20 protein-coding genes are annotated in these 20,742 nt (G+C 64.8%); 13 read left to right on the forward strand and 7 right to left on the reverse strand.

Annotated features, from left to right (window positions below):
- The first annotated feature begins 66 nt into the window (after positions 1-66).
- Entirely contained in the window at positions 67-1,749 is a 1,683-nt protein-coding gene (locus E4K65_RS10735) for a tetratricopeptide repeat protein (RefSeq protein WP_235885577.1), read from the forward strand.
- Positions 1,750-1,917: 168 nt separating this feature from the next.
- Here the strand turns inward: E4K65_RS10735 and E4K65_RS10740 are convergent, their stop codons facing one another.
- Genes E4K65_RS10740 through mddA form a run of 3 tightly spaced genes read right to left on the reverse strand, consistent with a single transcriptional unit; the run spans position 1,918 to position 4,468 of the window.
- Positions 1,918-2,670, reverse strand: coding sequence for a PaaI family thioesterase (locus E4K65_RS10740; protein WP_135174140.1), 753 nt, complete (start codon positions 2,668-2,670; stop codon positions 1,918-1,920).
- Between the two features lie 32 nt (positions 2,671-2,702).
- Positions 2,703-3,680 (reverse strand): NADPH:quinone oxidoreductase family protein, encoded by a 978-nt coding sequence (locus E4K65_RS10745; protein ID WP_135174141.1) that lies wholly within the window; start codon positions 3,678-3,680, stop codon positions 2,703-2,705.
- Entirely contained in the window at positions 3,677-4,468 is a 792-nt protein-coding gene (mddA, locus tag E4K65_RS10750) for a methanethiol S-methyltransferase (protein WP_135174142.1), read from the reverse strand. Before mddA ends, E4K65_RS10745 begins: the two co-directional genes overlap by 4 nt.
- A gap of 139 nt (positions 4,469-4,607) precedes the next feature.
- Here mddA and E4K65_RS10755 point away from each other — a divergent pair, with 139 nt between their 5' ends.
- Entirely contained in the window at positions 4,608-6,161 is a 1,554-nt protein-coding gene (locus E4K65_RS10755; protein WP_135174143.1) for a bifunctional AfsR/SARP family transcriptional regulator/alpha/beta hydrolase, read from the forward strand.
- A 183-nt stretch (positions 6,162-6,344) separates the two neighbouring features.
- Here the strand turns inward: E4K65_RS10755 and E4K65_RS10760 are convergent, their stop codons facing one another.
- Positions 6,345-6,998 carry a TetR/AcrR family transcriptional regulator gene (locus E4K65_RS10760; RefSeq protein WP_135174144.1) on the reverse strand — a complete coding sequence of 218 codons (654 nt, stop codon included), beginning with the start codon at positions 6,996-6,998 and terminating at the stop codon, positions 6,345-6,347.
- A gap of 247 nt (positions 6,999-7,245) precedes the next feature.
- On the opposite strand from E4K65_RS10760, the gene E4K65_RS10765 reads away from it, so the two are divergent.
- Genes E4K65_RS10765 through E4K65_RS10775 form a run of 3 tightly spaced genes read left to right on the forward strand, consistent with a single transcriptional unit; the run spans position 7,246 to position 9,863 of the window.
- Complete coding sequence (locus tag E4K65_RS10765) at positions 7,246-7,788, forward strand: OsmC family protein (RefSeq protein ID WP_092191689.1); 543 nt, start codon at positions 7,246-7,248, stop codon at positions 7,786-7,788.
- 35 nt (positions 7,789-7,823) lie between these two features.
- Positions 7,824-8,936 carry an acyl-CoA dehydrogenase family protein gene (locus tag E4K65_RS10770; RefSeq protein ID WP_167770714.1) on the forward strand — a complete coding sequence of 371 codons (1,113 nt, stop codon included), beginning with the start codon at positions 7,824-7,826 and terminating at the stop codon, positions 8,934-8,936.
- A gap of 48 nt (positions 8,937-8,984) precedes the next feature.
- Positions 8,985-9,863, forward strand: coding sequence for a sulfurtransferase (locus tag E4K65_RS10775; protein ID WP_135174146.1), 879 nt, complete (start codon positions 8,985-8,987; stop codon positions 9,861-9,863).
- Between the two features lie 151 nt (positions 9,864-10,014).
- Here the strand turns inward: E4K65_RS10775 and E4K65_RS10780 are convergent, their stop codons facing one another.
- Positions 10,015-11,961 carry a sigma 54-interacting transcriptional regulator gene (locus E4K65_RS10780; RefSeq protein WP_135174147.1) on the reverse strand — a complete coding sequence of 649 codons (1,947 nt, stop codon included), beginning with the start codon at positions 11,959-11,961 and terminating at the stop codon, positions 10,015-10,017.
- Between the two features lie 159 nt (positions 11,962-12,120).
- Between E4K65_RS10780 and E4K65_RS10785 the strand changes: the two genes are divergently transcribed.
- From E4K65_RS10785 to cynS, 4 genes are all read left to right on the forward strand, one after another.
- A complete protein-coding gene (locus E4K65_RS10785) occupies positions 12,121-13,500 on the forward strand; it encodes a CmpA/NrtA family ABC transporter substrate-binding protein (RefSeq protein ID WP_135174148.1) in 1,380 nt (459 codons plus the stop codon).
- 67 nt (positions 13,501-13,567) lie between these two features.
- Positions 13,568-14,410, forward strand: a complete 843-nt coding sequence (gene ntrB, locus E4K65_RS10790; protein ID WP_135174149.1) for a nitrate ABC transporter permease — start codon at positions 13,568-13,570, stop codon at positions 14,408-14,410.
- A 6-nt stretch (positions 14,411-14,416) separates the two neighbouring features.
- The gene (locus E4K65_RS10795) at positions 14,417-15,349 is read left to right on the forward strand and encodes an ABC transporter ATP-binding protein (RefSeq protein ID WP_135174150.1); all 933 of its coding nucleotides are present in this window, start codon (positions 14,417-14,419) and stop codon (positions 15,347-15,349) included.
- A 99-nt stretch (positions 15,350-15,448) separates the two neighbouring features.
- The gene (cynS, locus tag E4K65_RS10800; protein ID WP_011088475.1) at positions 15,449-15,937 is read left to right on the forward strand and encodes a cyanase; all 489 of its coding nucleotides are present in this window, start codon (positions 15,449-15,451) and stop codon (positions 15,935-15,937) included.
- A gap of 135 nt (positions 15,938-16,072) precedes the next feature.
- Here the strand turns inward: cynS and E4K65_RS10805 are convergent, their stop codons facing one another.
- Entirely contained in the window at positions 16,073-16,396 is a 324-nt protein-coding gene (locus E4K65_RS10805; RefSeq protein WP_135174151.1) for a DUF1476 domain-containing protein, read from the reverse strand.
- Between the two features lie 309 nt (positions 16,397-16,705).
- On the opposite strand from E4K65_RS10805, the gene purC reads away from it, so the two are divergent.
- Both purC and purS read left to right on the forward strand, forming a co-directional pair.
- A complete protein-coding gene (purC, locus tag E4K65_RS10810; RefSeq protein WP_008974302.1) occupies positions 16,706-17,473 on the forward strand; it encodes a phosphoribosylaminoimidazolesuccinocarboxamide synthase in 768 nt (255 codons plus the stop codon).
- Between the two features lie 13 nt (positions 17,474-17,486).
- Positions 17,487-17,726, forward strand: a complete 240-nt coding sequence (purS, locus tag E4K65_RS10815) for a phosphoribosylformylglycinamidine synthase subunit PurS (protein ID WP_014494125.1) — start codon at positions 17,487-17,489, stop codon at positions 17,724-17,726.
- Between the two features lie 152 nt (positions 17,727-17,878).
- Here purS and E4K65_RS10820 read toward each other — a convergent pair whose 3' ends face one another.
- Positions 17,879-18,895 (reverse strand): magnesium and cobalt transport protein CorA, encoded by a 1,017-nt coding sequence (locus E4K65_RS10820; RefSeq protein ID WP_135174152.1) that lies wholly within the window; start codon positions 18,893-18,895, stop codon positions 17,879-17,881.
- Between the two features lie 167 nt (positions 18,896-19,062).
- On the opposite strand from E4K65_RS10820, the gene purQ reads away from it, so the two are divergent.
- Entirely contained in the window at positions 19,063-19,764 is a 702-nt protein-coding gene (gene purQ / locus E4K65_RS10825; protein WP_135174153.1) for a phosphoribosylformylglycinamidine synthase subunit PurQ, read from the forward strand.
- The gene (locus E4K65_RS10830) at positions 19,761-20,735 is read left to right on the forward strand and encodes a tripartite tricarboxylate transporter substrate binding protein BugD (RefSeq protein WP_135174154.1); all 975 of its coding nucleotides are present in this window, start codon (positions 19,761-19,763) and stop codon (positions 20,733-20,735) included. Before purQ ends, E4K65_RS10830 begins: the two co-directional genes overlap by 4 nt.
- Positions 20,736-20,742: the final 7 nt, after the last annotated feature.

Raw genomic sequence — 20,742 nt, forward strand, 5'->3', positions numbered from 1 at the left:
AACCAAGAGCTGTGCAGAAGCGTCGTTGGTTGCTAACATGGTCCCGGGAATTGAGTTGGGGACTGCATGTTTGGAATGACCGGCCGCGCACTCGTTTGTGCGGCAGCAGGTGTAGGTGCGCTGGCGCTGACGACCTTGCTCGAATTATCGCCTGCGCGTGCGGAAATGCCCTTGGCCGCGAAGTGCAACGCGCTCGGCAACATCACGCTCGATGACCGCATCGCCGGCTGCACCGCGATCATTCAGGCGGCGACGGCCATGCAGCAAAGCGTGACTGCTGCGTACTTTCGCCGTGCCATGCTTTACCGCCAGAAAGGTGAGGCCGGCCTTGCGATCGCGGACTACAACCTGATCATCGAACGCGATCCGGGCAATCTGAACGCCCGTCTTCAGAGAGCTTTTGTGCAAGCCGAGAGGCGACAAACCGACGCTGCGCTTGCCGACTACGACAAGGTCATCGAGCTTGATCCCAAGGCTGTCTACGCCCGTTTGGGACGTGCCCGAATCTACCAAGCCAAAGGAGATATGGTCCGCGCCATCGCCGACTATGATCAAGCCCTCCTGATCCATCCGGACAATGTCATAGCGCGTGTCGACCGAGGCCTCGCTTCCATCCGCAAGGGCGACCTGGATCGTGCCATGGCTGACTGTGACCGAGCGGTCGAGCTCAGCCCGCAAACCGGCGGTGGCCAGCTGTGTCGCGGTCGGGTCTACTTTGCCAGGGGCAACAAAGAACTCGCATTGGCCGAACTCGATCAAACCATGCAGATCAAGCCGAAGAGCCAGGAATTTTATTACTTTCGCGCAGAATCCTTCCTTCAATTGGACGAGTTCTCCCGCGCGTTCGCCGATTATGACCGGATCATCGAGCTCAACCCGCGGGGCCGAGCTGTCTACCTCTGCCGGGGTGTCGCCTATGCTCGAAAAGGCGACTACGACCGTGCCATTGCCGATTTCACCCAGGCCATTCAGCTGGCCCACCGAGATCGGGCAAGCCCAGGCGATGAGACTCGTCAGATTGAAGGTCAAGTCGCCGATCCCGTTTCAGCGTCTGCCGATGGTGGGGCGACTGCGCTCGGCTGGGGGGACGGTCCTGCATTCCGCGCTCGGGGAACTGCGTACTCTGCAAGAGGAGACATTGATTTTGCTATCGCGGACTATGACGAGGCAATCCGTCTCGATCCCAGGGACAAGGTTGCCATCGGACTCCGCGCCAACGCGTACAAGGCCAAGGGGGACTTCGGCCGCTCGCTGGCGGACTACGATCAACTCGTGCAGCTCGATCCCCGGGATGCCCGCGCCTACTTTCATCGTGCGAGGGTCTATTGGCAGAGCGCTTCGCTCGGCAACTCGTTGAGCGACCTGGACCAGGCGATACAGCTCGATCCAAAGAGCGCCTATCCGGTGTTATGGCGCGAAATTGTTGCAAGGCGCAGTGACCAGCCGAGCCAGCTGAGCGAGGCTGCAAAGCAGCTCGACGCGACGAAATGGCCGGCGCCGATCGTCAATCTCTTCCTTGGCACGATGACGCCGGAGCAAGTGCTCAGCGCGGCCGACGACGCCGACCCGGTGAAGAGAAAGGGGCAGGTCTGCGAGGCGAATTTCTATATTGCAGAGCGCGCACTTCAGAGCGGCTCCAGGGACGAGGCATTGAAGCTGTTCGAGCAGGCTGCAGCCGATTGCCCGAAGACCTTTATCGAGAAGCCGGCCGCAGACGTCGAGCTTGGCGCGCTGCGAGCGAGCCGCTGATTGCTGTCAGGAATAGCCTCGTCGTCTCGTAGGGTCGGCAAAGCAACTTGTCCGCCGTAGCTCGAAGAGCGACGGCGGAAGCGTGCTCACCATGCGATCAGTAAAGTCGAGATAGAAATGGTGGGCACGGCGCTACGCGCCTTTGCCCACCCTACGAGATCCGGCCCATCATCCACGCCCGAGTTGTACCTCGCGCTCCACCGCAATCCATGTCGCCCGCGCCACGGCGAGCAGCCTGCCGGCTTCATCATGCGCGGCGGCTTCGGCGGTGCGTTTGCGGCCGTCGCGGCCGGTGGGCCAGGCCGTGATGACGCAGCGGTCGCCGGGGCGCGGCCGCGCTTCGATCCGCGCTGACATTCGTCCGAGCAGGAGCGGGGCCTGGTCGAAGCTGTCGCTCTCCTGATTGTAGTTGCAGGCATAGCCGGTGGGACAATCGAGCGCCGACCAGAGAAATTCGCTGGCGATCAGGCCGTCCTCGGCGGCCAGATTCGCATCGGGCGTCCAGCTCGCCGCGAGAACGGCGTTCCGCGCGTGACGCCCGAGCGGTCCGGCGAAAATGCGCAGGCCGTCTCCCTTGGCCCTTGCAGGACCGCAGACGAAACATGTCGGCAGCGGATGCTCGTGCGGCTTGACCGGCGTCAGCAATTCGGCGGCGGTTGCCTCCTCGAAGCTGGCGGTCTCGATACGCGCAAGCTCGACGCTTGCCGCTCGCCCGATCGCGACGATTTTGGCACCGTCGCGAAGCTCCCATGTGCCGTCGTCGATCGCGACCGCGTCTAGCGGTGTGTCCAGCGGCGGCGGTGCGCGCAGCGTCACCTCCGCAGCCCCGGGAATGTGCCGGGCCAGCCGGCCGCAGACATAACCGCCGTTGCCGGAGTTCGGGGGACCGCAATAGCGCTGGTCGATGATGATCCGGGTCATCGGTTTTGTTCTCGCTTCCTCGTCGGCGCACTCTACCTGATCTTGAGGACAATTCGTCCCTGAACCGTGCGATTGGCCACGGCGCGCATGGCGTCGCCAGCCTCCTCCAAAGGGAGGATGCGATCGATGTGCGGGCGGATCTGTCCGTCGGCCAGCAATCGCATCAGCTTGTCGTTCATGCGCGCGGCCTCCGCGGAAAACCTCTCCGCCCAGGCGCCGGCGAAGACGCCGATGATGGAATAGTTCTTCAGCAGCGGCAGGTTCATGGGGAGCTGTGGAATCTCGCCGCTGGTGAAGCCGATCGGCATCAGCCGTCCGCCCCACTTCATCAGCCGCGCCAGCTGCTCGAAGACCGCGCCACCGACATTGTCGAAGCCGACATCGATGCCGTTTCCCGATGTGATCGACTTGATCCGGTCGCGCAGGTCTTCGCTGCGATAGTTGACGACGTCGCTGGCCCCATAACCACGCACCAGGGCGGCCCTGTCGTCGGAGCCGATCCCGGCGACGACGTGCAGGCCGAGATGGCGGCCGAGGTCGACGGCGGCGAGCCCAACGCCGCCGGCAGCGCCGGTGACGAACATGGTTTCGCCGCGTCGCGCCCGTGCGCGCTCGACCAGCGCGTAATAGGCCGTGCCGTAATTGTGCAGGACCGTCGCCGCTGCCGCGAACGCGACGCCATCGGGCAGACGCACGCTCTTCGATTCCTTGGCGGTCATCCGTTCGGCGTAGCCGCCGGTCCAGCTGCTGCACGCGACGCGATCGCCGGGGGCGAATGTCGTCACCTCGTCGCCGACCGCGACGACGATGCCGGATGCTTCCGTGCCGGGCACGAAGGGCGTCGGCGGCCGCATCTGGTAGAGGCCCGAGACCATCAACTGGTCCATGAAGCTCACAGACGCAGCGTGGACGTCGATGAGGATCTCGTCGGCGGCGGGCCTCGGCTCGTCGATCTCACCGAGGCGCAGATCCGCAGGGCCGGTGAACGAGCTGCACAGAACCGCTTTCATCTGGGCGCTCCAACGGGTCGAGGCGACGGCCGATCGTCCCCCCGGCGGCGGCCGAAAAGGCGCGGCACCAGCATGGGAACGCGGCGGCGATAGTCCTCGTAGGTCGCGCCGAACTCGGCGATCAGATCCCGCTCCTCGAACTGCAAGGCGAGCAGGATGTAGGCCGTGTTCGCGATCGCGAACAGCAAATGGCCGGCGGTCATCGCAGGCGTCGCCCAGAACGCAAGCAGGAATCCCAGCATGAGCGGATGCCGCACGATCTTGTAGAGCAGCGGCGTCCTGAAGGACTGACCCGATATCTCGGTCCCGCGGAATGCGACGAAAGCCTGACGCAGTCCGAACAGATCGAAATGATCGATCATGTGGGTCGAGGCAAACGCGATCAGCCAGCCGAGCCAATGCACCACGATCAGCAGCCAGGCCGCGATTCCGCTCGTTTGCCAGATCGGCGTCGGGATCGGACGCCACTGCCAGAACAGCAGCAGGAGGATCAGGCTGGAGAGCAACACATAGGTGCTGCGCTGGCAGGCGACGGGAAGGAATTTGCCCCACCATCGCTTGAAGGCCGGCCGCGCCATGACGCTGTGCTGGATGGCAAACAGGCTCATCAGCAGAAGGTTGACGAGGATGGCCTCGCTCACATTCGTGGGGCTGCCGACGTCGATCGACTTGTCGATCGACTTGGGCACGACATAATTGCCGACGAAACCGAGCGCGTAGAGAAATGAGACCGTGAACACGGCATAGCTCACGATGGCGTAGAGCAGGATCGGGAGACGCGCGAACATGTTTTTTCCTATTGTGCTGGTGGCGGCAGTGCCGCATGCAGGAGCCTCAATCGCTCGCTGGCGAGCCGGCTCGATCTGACCCGACTGTTATCGCTGGACCGTCCCCTGTGCGTCCCCCGGCCGGGGAGGGAGGATTTCCATGACGGCCTTCTCGCTGGGAACATTCGGGTTCCCCGAGGTCCATGCCGACGACCGCCCGATCAAGCTGGCCTTACGCAAAGGGCTTGCGCTGCTGGTCTATCTAGCGGAGGCCAAGGGCGCTGTGGCGCGGGACGTCGTGGCCACGCTGCTGTGGCCGGAGAGCCCCGGCGAGACCGGCCGTGCGCGCTTGCGGCGGCTGCTTCATCGCATCGAGCAGACGCTCGGCCAGGCGGTTTTCGAGACTGACCGCAGCAGCGTGCGATGGTCTCCGGCGCTCGAGTTGAAGGTCGACACGCATCTGTTCGAGGACGCCTGCGACCGCGGCGACTTTGAGCAGGCCTGCCAGATTTACCGGAGTGACTTCCTGGCCGGCTTCGCGCTGGACGACTGTTCCGAATTCGACGAATGGGCATTCTTCCGCTGTGAGGCGCTGCGGGGACGGCTCATGCACGCGCTGGAGCGTCTGGTGCAGGACAAGAATGCCGCCGGCGAGCATTTTGCCGCGACCGCGCATGCGGGACGTCTGGTCGAGCTCGATCCGCTGAGCGAGGTGTATGGCCGGCATCTGATCCGCAGCCTGCTGCTGGCCGGCGACCGAAGCGCGGCTGAGCGGCACCACGCCGCGCTGACAGAGCGGCTGCGCGACGAACTCGGGGTCGCGCCGGAAGCCGAGACCGAGGCGCTGATGAGCCCTGCGGCGGGGTCGCTTGACGTTCCGGCGACGCGCTACGTCAAGGGCGTGGGCGTACACCTCGCATATCAGACCTATGGCAGCGGCCCGCTCGATATCCTGGTCATGCCCGGCTTCGTGTCGCATGTGGAGCGCGCCTGGGAGCATCCCGCGAGCCGGACGTTTCTGGCGTCGTTGATGAAGCTCGGGCGGCTGATCGTGTTCGATCGCCGCGGCATCGGGCTGTCCGACCGGGTCGGATCTGCCCCCGGCATCGACGTCACCGCGGAAGATATCGGCACAGTCCTGCGCGCGGCGAATGCGCGCCGCGTCGTGCTGTTTGGCGCGTCCGAATGCGGGCCGGCCTGCATCAGATTCGCGGTCGATGAACAGCGCCTGGTGGCCGGCCTCATCCTGTTCGGCGCGCTGGCGAAGGGCTGCTGGTCACCGGACTATCCGCACGCGCTGCGCGCCAGCCAGTATGACGCCTGGCGCCAGCATCTCGTCGCGCAATGGGGCGGCCCGGTCGGAATCGAGACCTTCGCGCCGAGCCTTGCCGGTGATCCGCAGGCGCGCGCCTGGTGGGCCGGGCTATTGCGCGCGGCCTCCAGCCCCGGCGGCATCTCCGCCGTGCTCGAGGCGTTTCGCGATGCCGACGTACGACACCTTCTGGCGCAGATCGCCGTGCCGACGCTGGTGCTGCACCGGCGGGGTGACCAGGCGGTGCGGATCGCGGCCGGCCGCGACATGGCGAGCCGGATCAAGGGCGCGGAATTCGTCGAGTTGGACGGCAACGATCACTGGTTCTTTGCCGGCGATCGGGGGCCGGTGCTGGAGGCGATCAGGGGATTTATGGAGGGGTTGCGGAAGCGCACTTCGTAGGGTGGGCAAAGCGAAAGCGTGCCCACCATGTCGTTCGACGCGGCTGAGAGATTATGGTGGGCACGGCGCGACGCGCCTTTGCCCACCCTACGAAATCTTCGTAGCCCGGATGGAGCGAAGCGCAATCCGGGACAGTGTCCCCGCATTCCGCTCCGCTCCATGCGGGCTACAAGATCACAGCGTTCACACCGCCTCGAGCTGATCCGCCGCGCGCTTCTTCTTCGTCTTGGACTGGCTGAGCAGGGGGCCTGCCGTGAGCGCGGCCGTATCCGCCACGCCCGGGTCGCGCGAGATCATCGCGGCGACGATCGCGCCGTCGATGATGAGGCCAAGCTGGTGCGCGAGCACTGCCGGCTCGCTCGATCCGAGCTCGCCGGCGAGCTTCTCGATGTGGCCGAGCACGATCTTCTTGTGCTTCAGCGCGATGTTGCGGAACTGCTTGGCGTCCTTGTCGTGCTCGCCGACGGCGTTGATGAAGGGGCAGCCGTAGAAGCGCTCCTCCGCGAACCAGCTCTTCAGCGCCGGGAAGATGCGCGTCAGTTTCGCCTGCGCGTCGCCGCCGCCTTGCTCCATGGCGCCGATGAACCATTCGCGCCACTGCTTGCCTTCGCTCTCCAGCACCGCGTTGACGAGATTGGTCTTGGAGCCGAACAATTTGTAAAGGGTGGTCTTCGCCGTGCCGGCTTCCTCGATGATCGCGTCGATGCCGGTGGCGTTGATGCCGTTCTTGCAGAACAGATGCGTCGCGGCGCTCAAGAGGCGCCCGCGCGCGGACTCGTCCTCGCCAGCACCGGCGTGGGGCGAATTGGATGTCTTCTTCGATGACGTCTTTGCCATGAGTCCAAACTTACCCGCAGCCGCGCCGCATCAGCAAGCCGCATCTGTTCCGCGCTGAAAAGATTCGCAAAGCGCACCCCATCTGCATCGCCTTTGGGCAAGCGGCCGCTGATCAATCCGCAGGCAGCGATCGCTAAGCGGCTCCAATGCTTCGCAATTTGCTTTTGGCCGTCTGTGGCACGCTCCATGCAAGGAAACAGACCGTTCGGTATCCTGCCGATTTCCTCGGCTGCCAGGGAGAAAACTGATGACTGCCGTCGTTCAAAAGACAGTGCTGACGGGTTGCCTCGCGCCCATCGACAAGAATGGGCTCGAGCAATTGATCGCGAGCGGCAAGGCCAATCCGAAGGTCGTCAAGACCTTGAAGTGCAAGACGGTCGCGGAAGGCAAGTTTCGCCACGCCAACTACATCCGCAACCTGCCGCCCTACATCGTCGACGAGCCGCCGGGCCTTCTGGGTGACGATACCGCGCCCAATCCGTCGGAAGCCTCGCTCGCCGCGCTCGGCTCCTGCCTTGCGGTCGGCCTGCACGCCAACGCCGTGCATCGCGGCTGGATCGTCAACAAGCTCGAGCTCGAGCTCGAAGGCGACCTCAACATCACGGCCGTGTGGGGTACCGGCGATGTCTCCGACAAGCCGGTCGGCTTCACCGACGTGCGCGTCAAGGTCGACATGGAGTGCGAAGGCATCTCGCAGGACGAGATCAACGCGCTGGTCGCCCATGTGAAGAAATGGTCGCCGGTCGCCAACACCTTCACCCGCCCGGTCAATCTCGAGGTCGGCATCTAGGCTGACGGCAACAGGACAAGGTGCGGGAGACGATCATGGGTTCACTGGCTTTATCACGGGCCGACATTTTGGATCAGCCCGCACCGTCCATTGCAGGCGAGGTGGCGCGGATCGCGCGCGAGCAGCTTGCGCCGCTCGCCGCCGGCATCGACGACGGCTCGGTCTATCCGGCCGAGGTGCTGCGCAAGTTCGGCGAGGTCGGTGCCTGGGGCAGTCACATGCCGCATGAAGGTCCCGCCGATTTACGCTGCGCGATCCAGGCGATGGCAGCGATCGGCGAGGTCTGCGGCGCCACGGCGTTCATGGCCTGGTGCCAGAACACGCTGGTCTGGTACGCCGCCAACTCCACCAATATGAAGCTGGCAAAGCGCTTTGGCGATGCGTTCTCGACCGGCCGCGTGCTCGGCGGCACCGGGCTCTCCAACCCGATGAAGAGCTTTTTCGGCATCGAGAAGCTCAAGCTGAAAGGGCGGAAGGTCGAGGGCGGCTACATCGTGCGCGGCGCGCTGCCCTGGGTCTCCAATCTCGGGCCCGATCATTATTTCGGCACCATCTTCGAGCGCGAGGATGAGCCGGGGCTCGTGATGTTCCTGGCCGACTGCTCCGATCCCGCGATCACGCTCACGCCGTGCAAGCCGTTCCTCGCCATGGACGGCACCGGCACCTATGGCGTGCAGTTCCGCGACGTGTTCGTGCCGGATGATCTGATCCTCGCCGATCCCGCCGGTCCGTTCGTCAAGAAGATCCGCGCCGGCTTCATCCTGCTCCAGGCCGGCATGGCACTTGGCGTGATCAGGGACTGCATCAACATCATGGACGAGGTCGGGGGTCCCCTCGGCCACGTCAACCGCTATTTGCCGCAGCAGCCGGTGCATTTCCGCGACCTCGCCGCAGAGCTGGAGGCGGAGACCATGGCGCTGGCGCGCGACCCCTACAACGAGGAGGAAACCTACTGGCGCAAGGTGATCGCGCTCCGCTTGCGCGCCGGCGAGGCCAGCGTCGCGGCGGCGCATGCGGCGATGCTGCATTGTGGCGCGCGCGGCTACCTCAGGAGCCACCGCGCGCAGCGGCGGCTGCGCGAAGCCTATTTCGTCGCGATCGTCACGCCTGCCACCAAGCAGTTGCGCAAGATGCTCGCCGATTCCTGATTTTTGCGAGTCCACCCGAAGACCCCCAACCTCAACGGAGAGGCTGCCATGACTGACGTTCTGATCACTGCCGTCGAACTCGCCGATCTCTTGAAGCTAGAGCCGTGTGTCGTCATCGACACCCGCAACCCCGATGCCTACGCCGCCGGCCACCTGCCGGGCGCCGTCAACGTGCACGAGATTTTCACGTTCCTCGCGACCTCGACGCCGGAGGGGATGGCCGAACTGAAGACCAAGTTTGCCGACGCCTTCGGCGGCGCCGGCCTCTCCGGCAAGGAGACGGCTGTGATCTACGAACAGTCGATGAACTCAGGCTTCGGCCAGTCCTGCCGCGGCTATTACCTGCTCACCATGCTCGGCTATCCCAAGGTCAAGGTGCTGCATGGCGGCTTCGATGCCTGGTCGGCGGCGGGCTTCCCGGTGACGAAGGACGTGCCCACGCCCGCAAAGGCCTCGTTTGCGATCGTGCCTGAAGCGGGCGAGATCCTGATCGATGCGAAGACGATGCTTGGTGCCGTCGGCAAGCCCGGCATCGCCATCCTCGACGTGCGAGACGTCGACGAGTGGATCGGCGACAGCTCGTCTCCGTACGGCAAGGATTTCTGCCCGCGCAAGGGCCGCATTCCCGGCGCGGTCTGGCTGGAATGGTACCGCATGATGAAGCCGACCGCCGAGGGCCCGCGCTTCAAGTCCAAGGACGAGATTCTGGCCGAATGCGCCACCGTCGGCATCTCGCAGACGACGCCGGTCTATCTCTACTGCTTCAAGGGCGCGCGTGCCTCGAACACGTTCCTGGCGCTGAAGAACGCCGGCGTGAAGGACGTGCGGATGTATTTCGGCTCCTGGAACGAATGGTCGCGCGATCCGTCGCTGCCGATCGAGCAGGGACTGCCGATCGCATCTGATGTGACGACCAAGGCGGCGTGAGCGCGCGCCTCGTCCTTCGAGACGACGCGGAGCCTGTCATCGGGCCGCGCTGTGCGCGGACCCGGTGGCGGTCTCCTCAGGATGAGGCTAAGCGGCATCGGTGCCCGTTGATACTGCTGCCGCACACGCCGTTCTCATCCTGAGAGCCCGCCTAAAGCGGGCGTCTCGAAGGATGGGCCACTTGCGGACGGGGCGCGATCCCAACCGCCTTGATCCGCGAGGCCAGCGTGGTCGGCTTGATATCCAGCATCTCCGCCGCGCCGCCGGGGCCGAAGACTTTCCCTGCGCAGGCCTCAAGCGCGGCGAGGATGTTGGCGCGTTCGTGATCGCGCATCTCCGACGACGTCATGACCGCCGGACGCGCATCGGCCTTCTGGCGCGCGGCGCCGGTCGGAACCAGCGCGCCGGAGGTGTCAGGCAGGTCGATGCGCAGGCGGCCGTTCTGCGACAGGATTGCGGCGCGCTCGATCACGTTCTGCAATTCGCGGACATTGCCGGGCCAGTCGTAGCGCGCGAGCCGCCGCGCATCGCCTTCCGACAGGCGCAAATTCGATTTCAGCGCCTTGCCCTCGCGCGTCAAAAAATGCTGGGCGAGCAGTGGAATGTCCTCGCGCCGCTCGCGCAGGGGCACCGTCTCGATCGGGAAGACGTTGAGGCGGAAATAGAGATCCTCGCGAAAACGTCCGCGCTGCACCTCCTGCTTGAGGTCGCGGTTGGTCGCGGCGATGACGCGGACGTCGACGGCGCGGGTGCGCTCCTGTCCGACGCGCTCGAAATTGCCTTCCTGCAACACGCGCAGCAGCTTGCCTTGCAGTTCGAGCGGGATCTCGCCGACCTCGTCGAGGAACAGGGTGCCGCCGTCGGCGAGCTCGAACCGGCCGATGCGGTCGCGCGTCGCGCCGGTGAAGGCGCCGCGGACATGGCCAAAGAACTCGCTCTCGAACAATTCGCGCGGGATCGCGGCGCAGTTGACGCGGATCAGCGGCCGGTCGCTGCGGGTGGAGTCCTCGTGAATGGCGCGGGCGATCAGCTCCTTGCCGGTGCCGGACTCGCCGGTGATCATCACGGCCGCGGTGGTCGGCGCCACCAGCTTGACCTGGCGCAGCGTCTTCTGGACCGCCTCGCTCTGGCCGATGATGCCGCGCGGATTGGTCTCGATGCGGATTTCCTCCTGGAGATAGGCGTTCTCCAGCTCGAGCCGCTCGCGCAGGCGGTCGACTTCAGTGAGCGCGGCGTGCAGCTTCTCGTCGGCCTCGCGGCGCTGGCTGACGTCGCGAAACACCACGACCGCGCCGACCACGACGCCGCGATCGCGAATGGGCGTGGAGGTGTATTCGACCCAGGCCGGCGAGCCGTCCTTGCGCCAAAACACCTCGCCGTCGACCTGGTGCACGGCTCCGTCGCGGAACGCCGCATAGATCGGGCAGTCGTGGTTGTGATAGTGCCGGCCATCGTGATGGGTGTGGTGCACGATGGGGTGGATCTCCTTGCCAACCAGCTCCTCGGCGGTCCAGCCCAGCATTCGTTCGGCAGCAGGGTTGACGAAGGTGGTCTTTCCTTCCGCGTTCACGCCATAGATGCCTTCGCCGGCGGCGCGCAGGATCAGCTGGTTCTCGCGCTCGATGTCCTGGAACACCCGCTCGACCCGCTGCCAGGTCGAGATGCCGCTGCGCATGTGGTCTTCGGCGGCGGCATCGACATTGCGGCGGCGGCGCGCGTCGAGATCGGTCAGCGTGAGCAGCACCAGCGTGCGGCCGTCATGGGGCAGGACGCAGCCGGCATATTCCAGCCGGAGATTTTGCCCGGTGGCATGGCGGGGGGTAAGCGCCGTGGTCCAGTAGGCGCCCTTGTGCAGCACGGCCTGCGTGAACACGGTCAGCGCCGGAAGCTCGCCGGCGTGCAGGGTGCTGGCCCTGGTCTGCCGCAGCAGCGCGCGGTCGTAGCCGAGCAGGGCGCAGGCGGCCGGATTGGCATCGATGATCTGGTCGGCATAGGGATCGACCAGCAGCGTGGCCTCGACGGAGGATTCGAAGGCCGCGACGCGGGGATCGATCGCCTCGGCGGTGTCATCGGAAACGAGCATTGGTGTCGTTGCCATTACGAAATCTCGTGATTGAACTACGAATTATCGTGTATCACGAATTTTCGTAGCGGCCAAGCGTGACCAAAAGTGCTGCGTCATCAAGGCACTGGCCGGCCGAAAGGCGATGGCATGCTCCTTGCGTAATTGCTCCTGCAATGACGCGCAGGAGGTCCGATGTCCACGTTCGACAATCCGTTTGATCCCGATCGCAACCTTCGAGCCGGCTGTGTCTGCGGCCAGCACCAATCCGCGGCGGAGCACGAGCAGGCCACGGCGATGCGCTGCGCGCCCGTCGAGAGCGAGGAGAAGCGCTACGAGGGCGTCGTCGCCTCCGCGGTGATGCGCGCGATGTTTCCGCAGGACGTGGCGCGGCGCGCCTTCCTGAAATCGGTCGGCGCGTCCACGGCGCTGGCCGCGCTGTCGCAGTTCTTCCCGATTCAGGCGGCGACCGAAGTCTTTGCGCAGGCCGGAGCGCCCGAGAAGAAGGACCTCAAGGTCGGCTTCATCCCGATCACCTGCGCGACGCCGATCATCATGGCGGCGCCGATGGGCTTCTATTCCAAGCACGGCCTCAACGTCGAAGTGGTCAAGACCGCTGGCTGGGCCGTGATCCGCGACAAGACCATCAACAAGGAATACGACGCCGCGCACATGCTGGCGCCGATGCCGATCGCGATCTCGCTCGGCCTCGGTGCCAACGCGATTCCGTTTGCCGTCCCCGCGATCGAGAACATCAACGGGCAGGGCATCGTGCTGGCGACCAAGCACAAGGACAAGCGCGACCCGAAGGACTGGAAGGGCCTGAAATTCGCGATCCCCTTCGACTACTCCATGCACAATTATCTGCTGCGCTACTATCTCGCGGAGCACGGGCTCGACCCCGACACCGACGTGCAGCTGCGCTCGGTGCCGCCGCCGGAAATGGTCGCCAACCTGCGCGCCGACAACATCGACGGCTTCCTCGCGCCCGACAACATCTGCCAGCGCGCGATCTATGACGGCGTCGGCTTCATGCATCTCTTGTCCAAGGAGATCTGGGACGGCCATCCCTGCTGCAGCTTTGCCGCCAGCCGCGAATTCATCACCACGGCGCCGAACAGCTTTGCCGCGCTGACGCGCGCCATCGTCGATGCCACCGCCTATGCGTCGAAGGCCGAGAACCGCAAGCAGATCGCGGAGGCCATCGCGCCCGCCAACTACATCAATGCACCGGTCACGGTGCTGGAGCAGGTGCTGACCGGCACCTATGCCGACGGCCTCGGCGGGGTGAAGACCGACGCCAAGCGCGTCGATTTCGATCCGTTCCCCTGGCAGTCCTTTGCGGTGTGGATGCTGACGCAGATGAAGCGCTGGGGCCAGATCAAGGGCGACGTCGACTACAAGGCGGTGGCCGAGCAGGTGTATCTGGCGACGGATACCAAGAAGCTGATGACCGAGATGGGCCTGTCGCCGCCGGCGAGTGCTTACAAGTCGTTCGCGGTGATGGGCAAGACCTTCGATCCGGCAAAGCCCGAGGATTACGTTGCGAGCTTCAAGATCAGGAAGGCGTCGTGATGGAGTTTCTTTCGCCACTGTCGTCCCGGCCTAGTGCGCGTTGCGCACGGGGGAGAGGTGTTGCAAGATGACCGCATCCTCCCTCCGTCTGCGCGCCGGCCTCGTCTCGATCGTTCTGCTGGCCGCGTTCCTCGGCATCTGGCATCTCGCCACGCGTTCGGCGGCGCCGGTCGCGACGATGAGCCCGGAATACGCCAAGCTGATGGGCCTCACCGCGACGCAGGGCAAATCCGCCATGCCGGGGCCGCTCGATGTCGGCGCCAAGCTGTGGGAGCACCTGAAGCGGCCTTTCTACGACAACGGGCCGAATGACAAGGGGCTCGGCATCCAGCTCGCCTATTCGATCGCGCGGGTCGGCACCGGCTATCTGCTGGCGGTACTCGTCGCCATTCCGCTCGGCTTCCTGATCGGCATGTCGCCGCTGCTGAGCAAGGCGCTCGACCCTTTCATCCAGGTCTTGAAGCCGATCTCGCCGCTCGCCTGGATGCCGCTCGCGCTCTACACCATCAAGGATTCCTCAATCTCGGCGATCTTCGTCATCTTCATCTGCTCGATCTGGCCGATGCTGCTGAACACCGTCTTTGGCGTCGCCAGCGTGCGCAAGGAATGGATCAACGTCGCGCGCACGCTCGAGGTCGGCACCATCAGGCGTGCCTTCACCGTGATCCTGCCGGCGGCGGCGCCGACGATCCTGACCGGCATGCGTATCTCCATCGGCATCGCTTGGCTCGTGATCGTCGCCGCCGAGATGCTCGTCGGCGGCACCGGCATCGGCTACTTCGTCTGGAACGAGTGGAACAACCTCTCGATCACCAACGTCATCATCGCGATCCTGTTGATCGGGATCGTCGGCATGCTGCTCGACCAGATCCTCGCGCGCTTCACGCGCATGGTCACATTTCCGGAGTAGGGGCCGATGACCGACAAGTTCGTCTCCATCGAAGGCATCGCAAAGCGCTATCCGGGTGCGGGCGGTGCCACGACCACCGTGTTCGAGAATCTCTGGCTGTCGATGCCGCGCGGCGAGTTTTGCTGCGTGATCGGCCATTCCGGCTGCGGCAAGACCACGGTGCTCAACATCCTCGCCGGCCTCGACGCGCCGAGCGAAGGCGCCGTCATCGTCGACGGGCAGGCGATTTCGGGCACGAGCCTCGATCGCGCCGTGATCTTCCAGAGCCACGCGCTGCTGCCCTGGCGCACCGTGCTCGGCAACGTCGCCTATGCCGTGAGCTCGAAATGGCGCAGCTGGGATCGGGCGAAGGTCAAGGCGCACGCGCAGACCTTCATTGATCTCGTCGGCCTGACGGGCTCAGAGCACAAGCGACCCTCGGAACTCTCGGGTGGCATGAAGCAGCGCGTCGGCATCGCCCGCGCGCTCTCGATCACGCCGAAGATGATGCTGATGGACGAGCCGTTCTCGGCGCTGGACGCGCTGACGCGCGGAACGCTTCAGGACGAGGTGCGGCGCATCTGTCTGGAGACTGGCCAGACCGCGTTCATGATCACCCACGACGTGGACGAGGCGATCTACCTCGCCGACAAGATCTTCCTGATGACCAACGGCCCCGGCGCGGTGCTCGCGGAGGTGGTCGAAAATCCGCTGCCGAAGGATCGCGGCCGCACCGACCTGCACCGCCATCCGCTGTACTACGCGCTGCGCAACCACATCATCGATTTCCTGGTGACGCGCAGCAAGACATTCGCGGCCGAGAAGCCCGGTCACGATCCGCGCAACGTGCCTGTGGTGCATATCGGCAAGCCCGGGCTGACGGTCGCCTCCGACGCCAAGCCGGAGCCGCTCAAGGAGACGTCATGGCCGAGCTTGTCCCGGCCATCCACGTCTTCCTAAGCCAGCCAAGAACGTGCATGCCCGGGACATTTTGTATGAAGACGCGCTTCGCGCTTTTGGCCCGGGCGCACGGACACCTAACCAAGAGGAGACCCTGACATGAAACGCGAAGACCTCACCGAGAAGCTGCTCGACATCAAGCGCGAGAAGGGCTGGAGCTGGAAATACATCTGCGAGCAGATCGGCGGCTATGCGGAGGTGCTGATCGTCGGCGCGATCCTCGGCCAGATGAAACTGACGAAGCCCCAGGCCGCCAATGCCGGCGAGCTGTTCGGCCTGTCGAAGGCCGAGACCGCGATGCTCAACGAGGTGCCGATGCGCGGCACCGGCACACCGATGCCGCCGACCGATCCCCTGATCTACCGCTTCTACGAGATGGTGATGGTCAACGGCCCGGCCTGGAAGGCGCTGATCGAGGAAGAATTCGGCGACGGCATCATGTCGGCGATCGACTTCGACATGGGAATCGAGCGCGTCGCGAACCCGAAGGGCGACCGTGTCAAGATCACCATGAGCGGCAAGTTCCTGCCGTACAAATATTACGGCGCCAGCGGCAACGTGCCGGAGTATGGCTTCAAGGAGGGGTGATTTGGCCCTCCGTCATTCCGGACGGCGCGACAGCGCCGATCCGGAATCTCGAGATTCTCAGGTGCGCCATTGCGCACCAGAGTTCGGTCCTACGGACCGCCCCGGAATGACTGCGAGTGTGGGACGCGCGCGGCCTTATGTCCCCGCCTTCACCTCGGCCGCGGCCACAGCCAGCAACTCGCTCATCTTGGCGCGAATCGCCTGCTCGGTGACGACGACGCTCTTGGCGGCGAAATCGGCCATGAGCTTGCGCAGGACGTCGCCATCGCCGGCCTCCTCGAAATCGGCCGCGACCACCTCCTTGGCGTAGGCCGTGGCGGCTTCGCCGGATTTGCCGAGCTTTTCCGCGGCCCACAGCCCGAGCAGCCGGTTGCGGCGGGCCTCCGCCTTGAACTTCTGCTCCTCGTCGAGGGCGAACTTCTTCTCAAAGCCTTCCTCGCGCTTGTTGATCTCGCTCATGCCTTTTCCAATTCCCTGCTGACTGGACCCGGCGGCCCTCGTTGCGACAGCCCCGGCGCATGCCTAGATAGGGGGCACGAATCGGCAAAACAACGAGCCGTTAAGCCGCAGGCAAAACGGTATAAGTTGGTGCCGGACGGCCGGATCGATTGTGCTCGGACAGCCAATCGGATAGGTTGCCTAAAGGCTTGGTTCCCGTTCTGTTTCTACGGGTTCCCGGCCGTTCACGGCAGCTCCGCTGTGGGTCGTAATCCTAGTCAACCGGAGCACACCAAATTCATGGATTTCAACAAAACACGGTACATCCCCATGAGCCGTCGGCGTCGCATTTATGAAGGCAAGGCAAAGGTTCTTTACGAAGGCCCGGAGCCCGGTACCCTGATCCAGCACTTCAAGGATGACGCCACCGCGTTCAATGCGAAAAAGCATCAGGTGATCGAGGGCAAGGGTGTCCTCAACAACCGGATCTCGGAGTACCTGTTTCAGCACCTCAACGACATCGGGGTGCCGACCCACTTCATCCGCCGCCTCAACATGCGCGAGCAGTTGATTCGCGAGGTCGAGATCGTGCCGCTCGAAGTGGTGGTGCGGAACGTCGCCGCCGGCTCGCTGTCGCAGCGCCTCGGCATCGAGGAGGGCACGCAGCTGCCGCGCTCGATCATCGAATTCTACTACAAGAACGACCAGCTCAACGACCCCATGGTGTCGGAAGAGCACATCACCGCCTTCGGCTGGGCGACGCCCCAGGAGATCGACGACATCATGGCGCTCGCCATCCGTGTCAACGACTTCCTCACCGGCCTCTTCCTCGGCATCGGCATCCGCCTCGTCGACTTCAAGATGGAGTGCGGACGGCTGTTCGAGAACGAGATGATGCGGATCATCGTCGCCGACGAGATCTCGCCGGATTCCTGCCGGCTGTGGGACATCAAGTCGAACGAGAAGCTCGACAAGGATCGTTTCCGCCGCGATCTCGGCGGGCTGCTGGAGGCCTATACCGAAGTTGCAAAACGCCTCGGCATCCTCATGGAGAACGAGCGTCCGGCGGGCTCCGGCCCGGTGCTGGTGAAGAGCTAAAGGGGATTTCGACGTGAAGGCACGTGTTACCGTTACCTTGAAAACGGGCATCCTCGATCCGCAGGGCAAGGCCATCGAAGGCGCGCTGAAATCGCTCGGCGTCGACGGCGTCGCCAGTGTCCGCCAGGGCAAGGTGTTCGACATCGAGCTCGCCGGCGCCGACAAGGCCAAGGCGGAGGCGGCGCTGAAGGAGGCCGCCGACAAGCTGCTGGCGAACACCGTGATCGAGAACTACCGAGTCGAGATCGTTTAGTCCGGCCTGCAAACCCTCATGGTGAGGAGGCGCGCAAGCGCCGTCTCGAACCATGCAGGCCTGGCTCTCGCACCTCGGCCTTCATCCTTCGAGACGCGCGCAGGGGGCGCGCTCCTCAGGATGAGGAGCTACATGCCGTGTAGGTTCGCGGGTCACAGCCACCCGACGCGGCGGAAGCGCCAGTACAGTCCGAGGCAGGCGAGCGCCATCAATCCCAACACGATGAAGTAGCCGTATTCCAGCTGTAGCTCCGGGATGTACTTGAAGTTCATCCCGTAGATGCCGGCGACTGCGGTCGGGACGGCCAGGATCGCGAGCCATGAGGCGAGCTTCTTGGAGACCGCCGTCTCCTGCGCCTGTCCCACCAGCAGGCTCGCTTCGAAGGCGAAGGCAAGCACCTCGCGCATGGAATCGATGCGCTCTTGGATGTTCCTGACGTGGTCGGTGACGTCGCGGAACAGCGGCTGCATGGCCTGCCGCACCATCGCCAGCTCGTCATGCTCCAGACGGCGGCAGACCTCCACCAGCGGGCCGATCGCGTTCCTGAGCCGCAGCAGGTCGCGGCGCAGCATGTAGAGCCGCTCGATCTGCGCCTTGCTGATCGGCTTGGAGAGCACGTCGTCCTCAATGCCCTCGACCTCGTCGTGGATGCTCTCGAGCACGGGCGAGTAGTTGTCGACGATGAAATCGAGGATGGCGTAGAGGATGTAGTCCTCGCCGCGCGCGAGCGCCCGCGGGCAGCTTTCGCAGCGTTCGCGCACCGGCGTGTAGGACGTCGAGGCGCCGTGGCGCACCGAGACCAGATAGCCTTCGCCGACGAAGATGTGGGTCTCGCCGAAGGCGATCCGGCCCTCGACCAACTGCGCCGTCCGCGCCACGATGAACAGGGCCTCGCCATATTGCTCGATCTTGGGCCGCTGATGGGCGTGGGCGGCGTCCTCGATCGCGAGATCGTGCAGGTCGAACTGCTTCTGCACGGCGCCGAGCAGGGCCGCGTCCGGCTCGTGCAGCCCGATCCAGACCACGTGGCCGGGCTTGGCCCGCCAGCTCGAGGCCTCGCTGATGGCGATGTTGGCGACGCGCCGGCCGTCGACATAGGCACCCGCGGCGACGACGCCCTCAGCGGACACCGGATCGGCGGAGGATGCGGGCAGCGACGGGACGTTCATGGCTGCAATCCCGGGCAAAATCGTCGGTCAAAAGCGCCGTGGCTATGGCCTGTGTACAAGGCCGTCCGGCGAGGCTAGCACTGGTAAAATCCGCGTCAAATGGCTATGTCTCTTCACGAATTGGCCCTTCGGCCAGCCCGATTCCCGTCACCGTCGGAACCCCTGCCATGAAAGCCGCCATCCTCGTCTTTCCCGGAATCAACCGCGAGCGCGACATGGCGCGCGCGCTGAGGCTGATCTCGGGCAGCGAGCCCGCGATGGTCTGGCACGCCGAGACGTCGCTGCCCGCAGGCACTGATCTCGTGGTCGTGCCCGGCGGCTTCTCCTATGGCGATTACCTGCGCTGTGGCGCAATCGCCGCGCGTGCGCCGGTGATGGATGCGGTGCGCGACTATGCGGCCAAGGGCGGCCTCGTGCTCGGCGTCTGCAACGGTTTTCAGATCCTCTGCGAGTCCGGCCTCTTGCCGGGTGTGCTGATGCGCAATGCGCGGCTGAAATTCATCTGCCGCGACGTGCATCTGCGCGTCGAGCGCTCCGACACGCCGTTCACCCGCGGCTACAATGCCGGGCAGGTGATCCGCGTCCCCGTCGCGCATGGCGAGGGCAATTACGAGGCGGATGAGGAGACCATCAAGCGCATCGAGGGCGAGGGGCGGGTGCTCTATCGCTACTGCTCGGCCGACGGCGCGGTTGACGAGAGCCACAACATCAACGGCGCGGCGCATTCCATCGCCGGCCTCCTCAACGACAGGGGCAACGTGCTCGGCATGATGCCGCATCCGGAGAACCACGTCGAAGACATCATGGGCTGCACCGACGGCCGCGGCCTGTTCGCCGGTCTCACCGCGCATCTGGAAAAGGCCGCGTGATTTCGTTCGTGTTGAAACGGGTCCTCGCCGCGATCGCGGCGCTGTCGCTCACGACTGCCGCTTTCGCCCAGGATTTCCCCAAACGTCCGATCACCATGATCGTGCCGTTCGCGGCCGGCGGCACCTCGGACGTGATCGCGCGCACCGTCGCCGAGCAGATGGGCATCGCGCTCGGCCAGACCATCGTCATCGAGAACGTCGCCGGCGCCGGTGGCTCGACCGCGCTGGCACGCGCCTCGCGCGCCGAGCCTGACGGTTACACCATCGCGATCGGCAATGCCGGCACCAATGCCGCGACCTACACGATCTATCCAAAGCTGCCGTTCACGCCCGAATCCTTCGTGCCGATCGCCATGGTGGCGAAGACGTTCGGCATCATCGCGATCCGGAAGGATTTTCCGGCGAAGGACCTCAAGGAGTTCATCGCCTACGCCAAGGCCAATCCGGGCAAGATCAATCTCGGCCATGCCGGCGTCGGCTCCTCGAACTATTTGATCTGCAAGAGCTTCGTCACGGCTGCCGGGATCGACGCGACGCTGGTCGGCTATCGCGGCGCCGCGCCTGCGCTGACCGATGCGGTCGGCAGCCAGATCGACGGCGTCTGCGATGCGGCCGCCTCGGTGTCGCAGTCGATCAACGAGAAGCTGGTGCGGGGGCTCGTGGTCGGCTCGACCGTGCGGCTCGCGACGCTGCCCGATCTGCCGACATCAGCCGAAGCCGGCCTGCCCGAATTCGAGGCGCAGGGCTGGAACGGCCTGTTCGCGCCCAAGGGCACGCCGCCGGCCGTCATCGCCAAGCTGAATGCGGCGGCGCGCACGGCGGTCGAGACCGACGCGGTCAAGAAGCGTTTTGCCGATCTCTCGACCGTCGCGCCCGATGACAACGAGCATACGCCGGAGCTGCTTCAGCAGCTGGTGACGCGCGACGTCGAGAAGTACCGGAAGATGCTGGCGGACGACGCCAAGCCCTAGCGCCTCG

This window comes from Bradyrhizobium niftali (assembly GCF_004571025.1).
Lineage (GTDB): Bacteria > Pseudomonadota > Alphaproteobacteria > Rhizobiales > Xanthobacteraceae > Bradyrhizobium > Bradyrhizobium niftali.

Excerpts from the sequence above, each read along its gene's own strand:
- E4K65_RS10760 (WP_135174144.1), bottom strand. The coding sequence starts at position 6,998 with ATGGCAAAGACGTCATCGAAGAAGACATCCAATTCGCCCCACGCCGGT.
- E4K65_RS10770 (WP_167770714.1), top strand. The coding sequence starts at position 7,824 with ATGGGTTCACTGGCTTTATCACGGGCCGACATTTTGGATCAGCCCGCA.
- E4K65_RS10745 (WP_135174141.1), bottom strand. The coding sequence starts at position 3,680 with ATGAAAGCGGTTCTGTGCAGCTCGTTCACCGGCCCTGCGGATCTGCGC.
- E4K65_RS10735 (WP_235885577.1), top strand. The coding sequence starts at position 67 with ATGTTTGGAATGACCGGCCGCGCACTCGTTTGTGCGGCAGCAGGTGTA.
- purC (WP_008974302.1), top strand. The coding sequence starts at position 16,706 with ATGAGCCGTCGGCGTCGCATTTATGAAGGCAAGGCAAAGGTTCTTTAC.
- E4K65_RS10780 (WP_135174147.1), bottom strand. The coding sequence starts at position 11,961 with ATGGCAACGACACCAATGCTCGTTTCCGATGACACCGCCGAGGCGATC.
- E4K65_RS10755 (WP_135174143.1), top strand. The coding sequence starts at position 4,608 with ATGACGGCCTTCTCGCTGGGAACATTCGGGTTCCCCGAGGTCCATGCC.
- mddA (WP_135174142.1), bottom strand. The coding sequence starts at position 4,468 with ATGTTCGCGCGTCTCCCGATCCTGCTCTACGCCATCGTGAGCTATGCC.
- purQ (WP_135174153.1), top strand. The coding sequence starts at position 19,063 with ATGAAAGCCGCCATCCTCGTCTTTCCCGGAATCAACCGCGAGCGCGAC.
- E4K65_RS10820 (WP_135174152.1), bottom strand. The coding sequence starts at position 18,895 with ATGAACGTCCCGTCGCTGCCCGCATCCTCCGCCGATCCGGTGTCCGCT.
- E4K65_RS10795 (WP_135174150.1), top strand. The coding sequence starts at position 14,417 with ATGACCGACAAGTTCGTCTCCATCGAAGGCATCGCAAAGCGCTATCCG.
- cynS (WP_011088475.1), top strand. The coding sequence starts at position 15,449 with ATGAAACGCGAAGACCTCACCGAGAAGCTGCTCGACATCAAGCGCGAG.
- E4K65_RS10775 (WP_135174146.1), top strand. The coding sequence starts at position 8,985 with ATGACTGACGTTCTGATCACTGCCGTCGAACTCGCCGATCTCTTGAAG.
- ntrB (WP_135174149.1), top strand. The coding sequence starts at position 13,568 with ATGACCGCATCCTCCCTCCGTCTGCGCGCCGGCCTCGTCTCGATCGTT.
- E4K65_RS10805 (WP_135174151.1), bottom strand. The coding sequence starts at position 16,396 with ATGAGCGAGATCAACAAGCGCGAGGAAGGCTTTGAGAAGAAGTTCGCC.
- E4K65_RS10785 (WP_135174148.1), top strand. The coding sequence starts at position 12,121 with ATGTCCACGTTCGACAATCCGTTTGATCCCGATCGCAACCTTCGAGCC.
- E4K65_RS10740 (WP_135174140.1), bottom strand. The coding sequence starts at position 2,670 with ATGACCCGGATCATCATCGACCAGCGCTATTGCGGTCCCCCGAACTCC.
- E4K65_RS10765 (WP_092191689.1), top strand. The coding sequence starts at position 7,246 with ATGACTGCCGTCGTTCAAAAGACAGTGCTGACGGGTTGCCTCGCGCCC.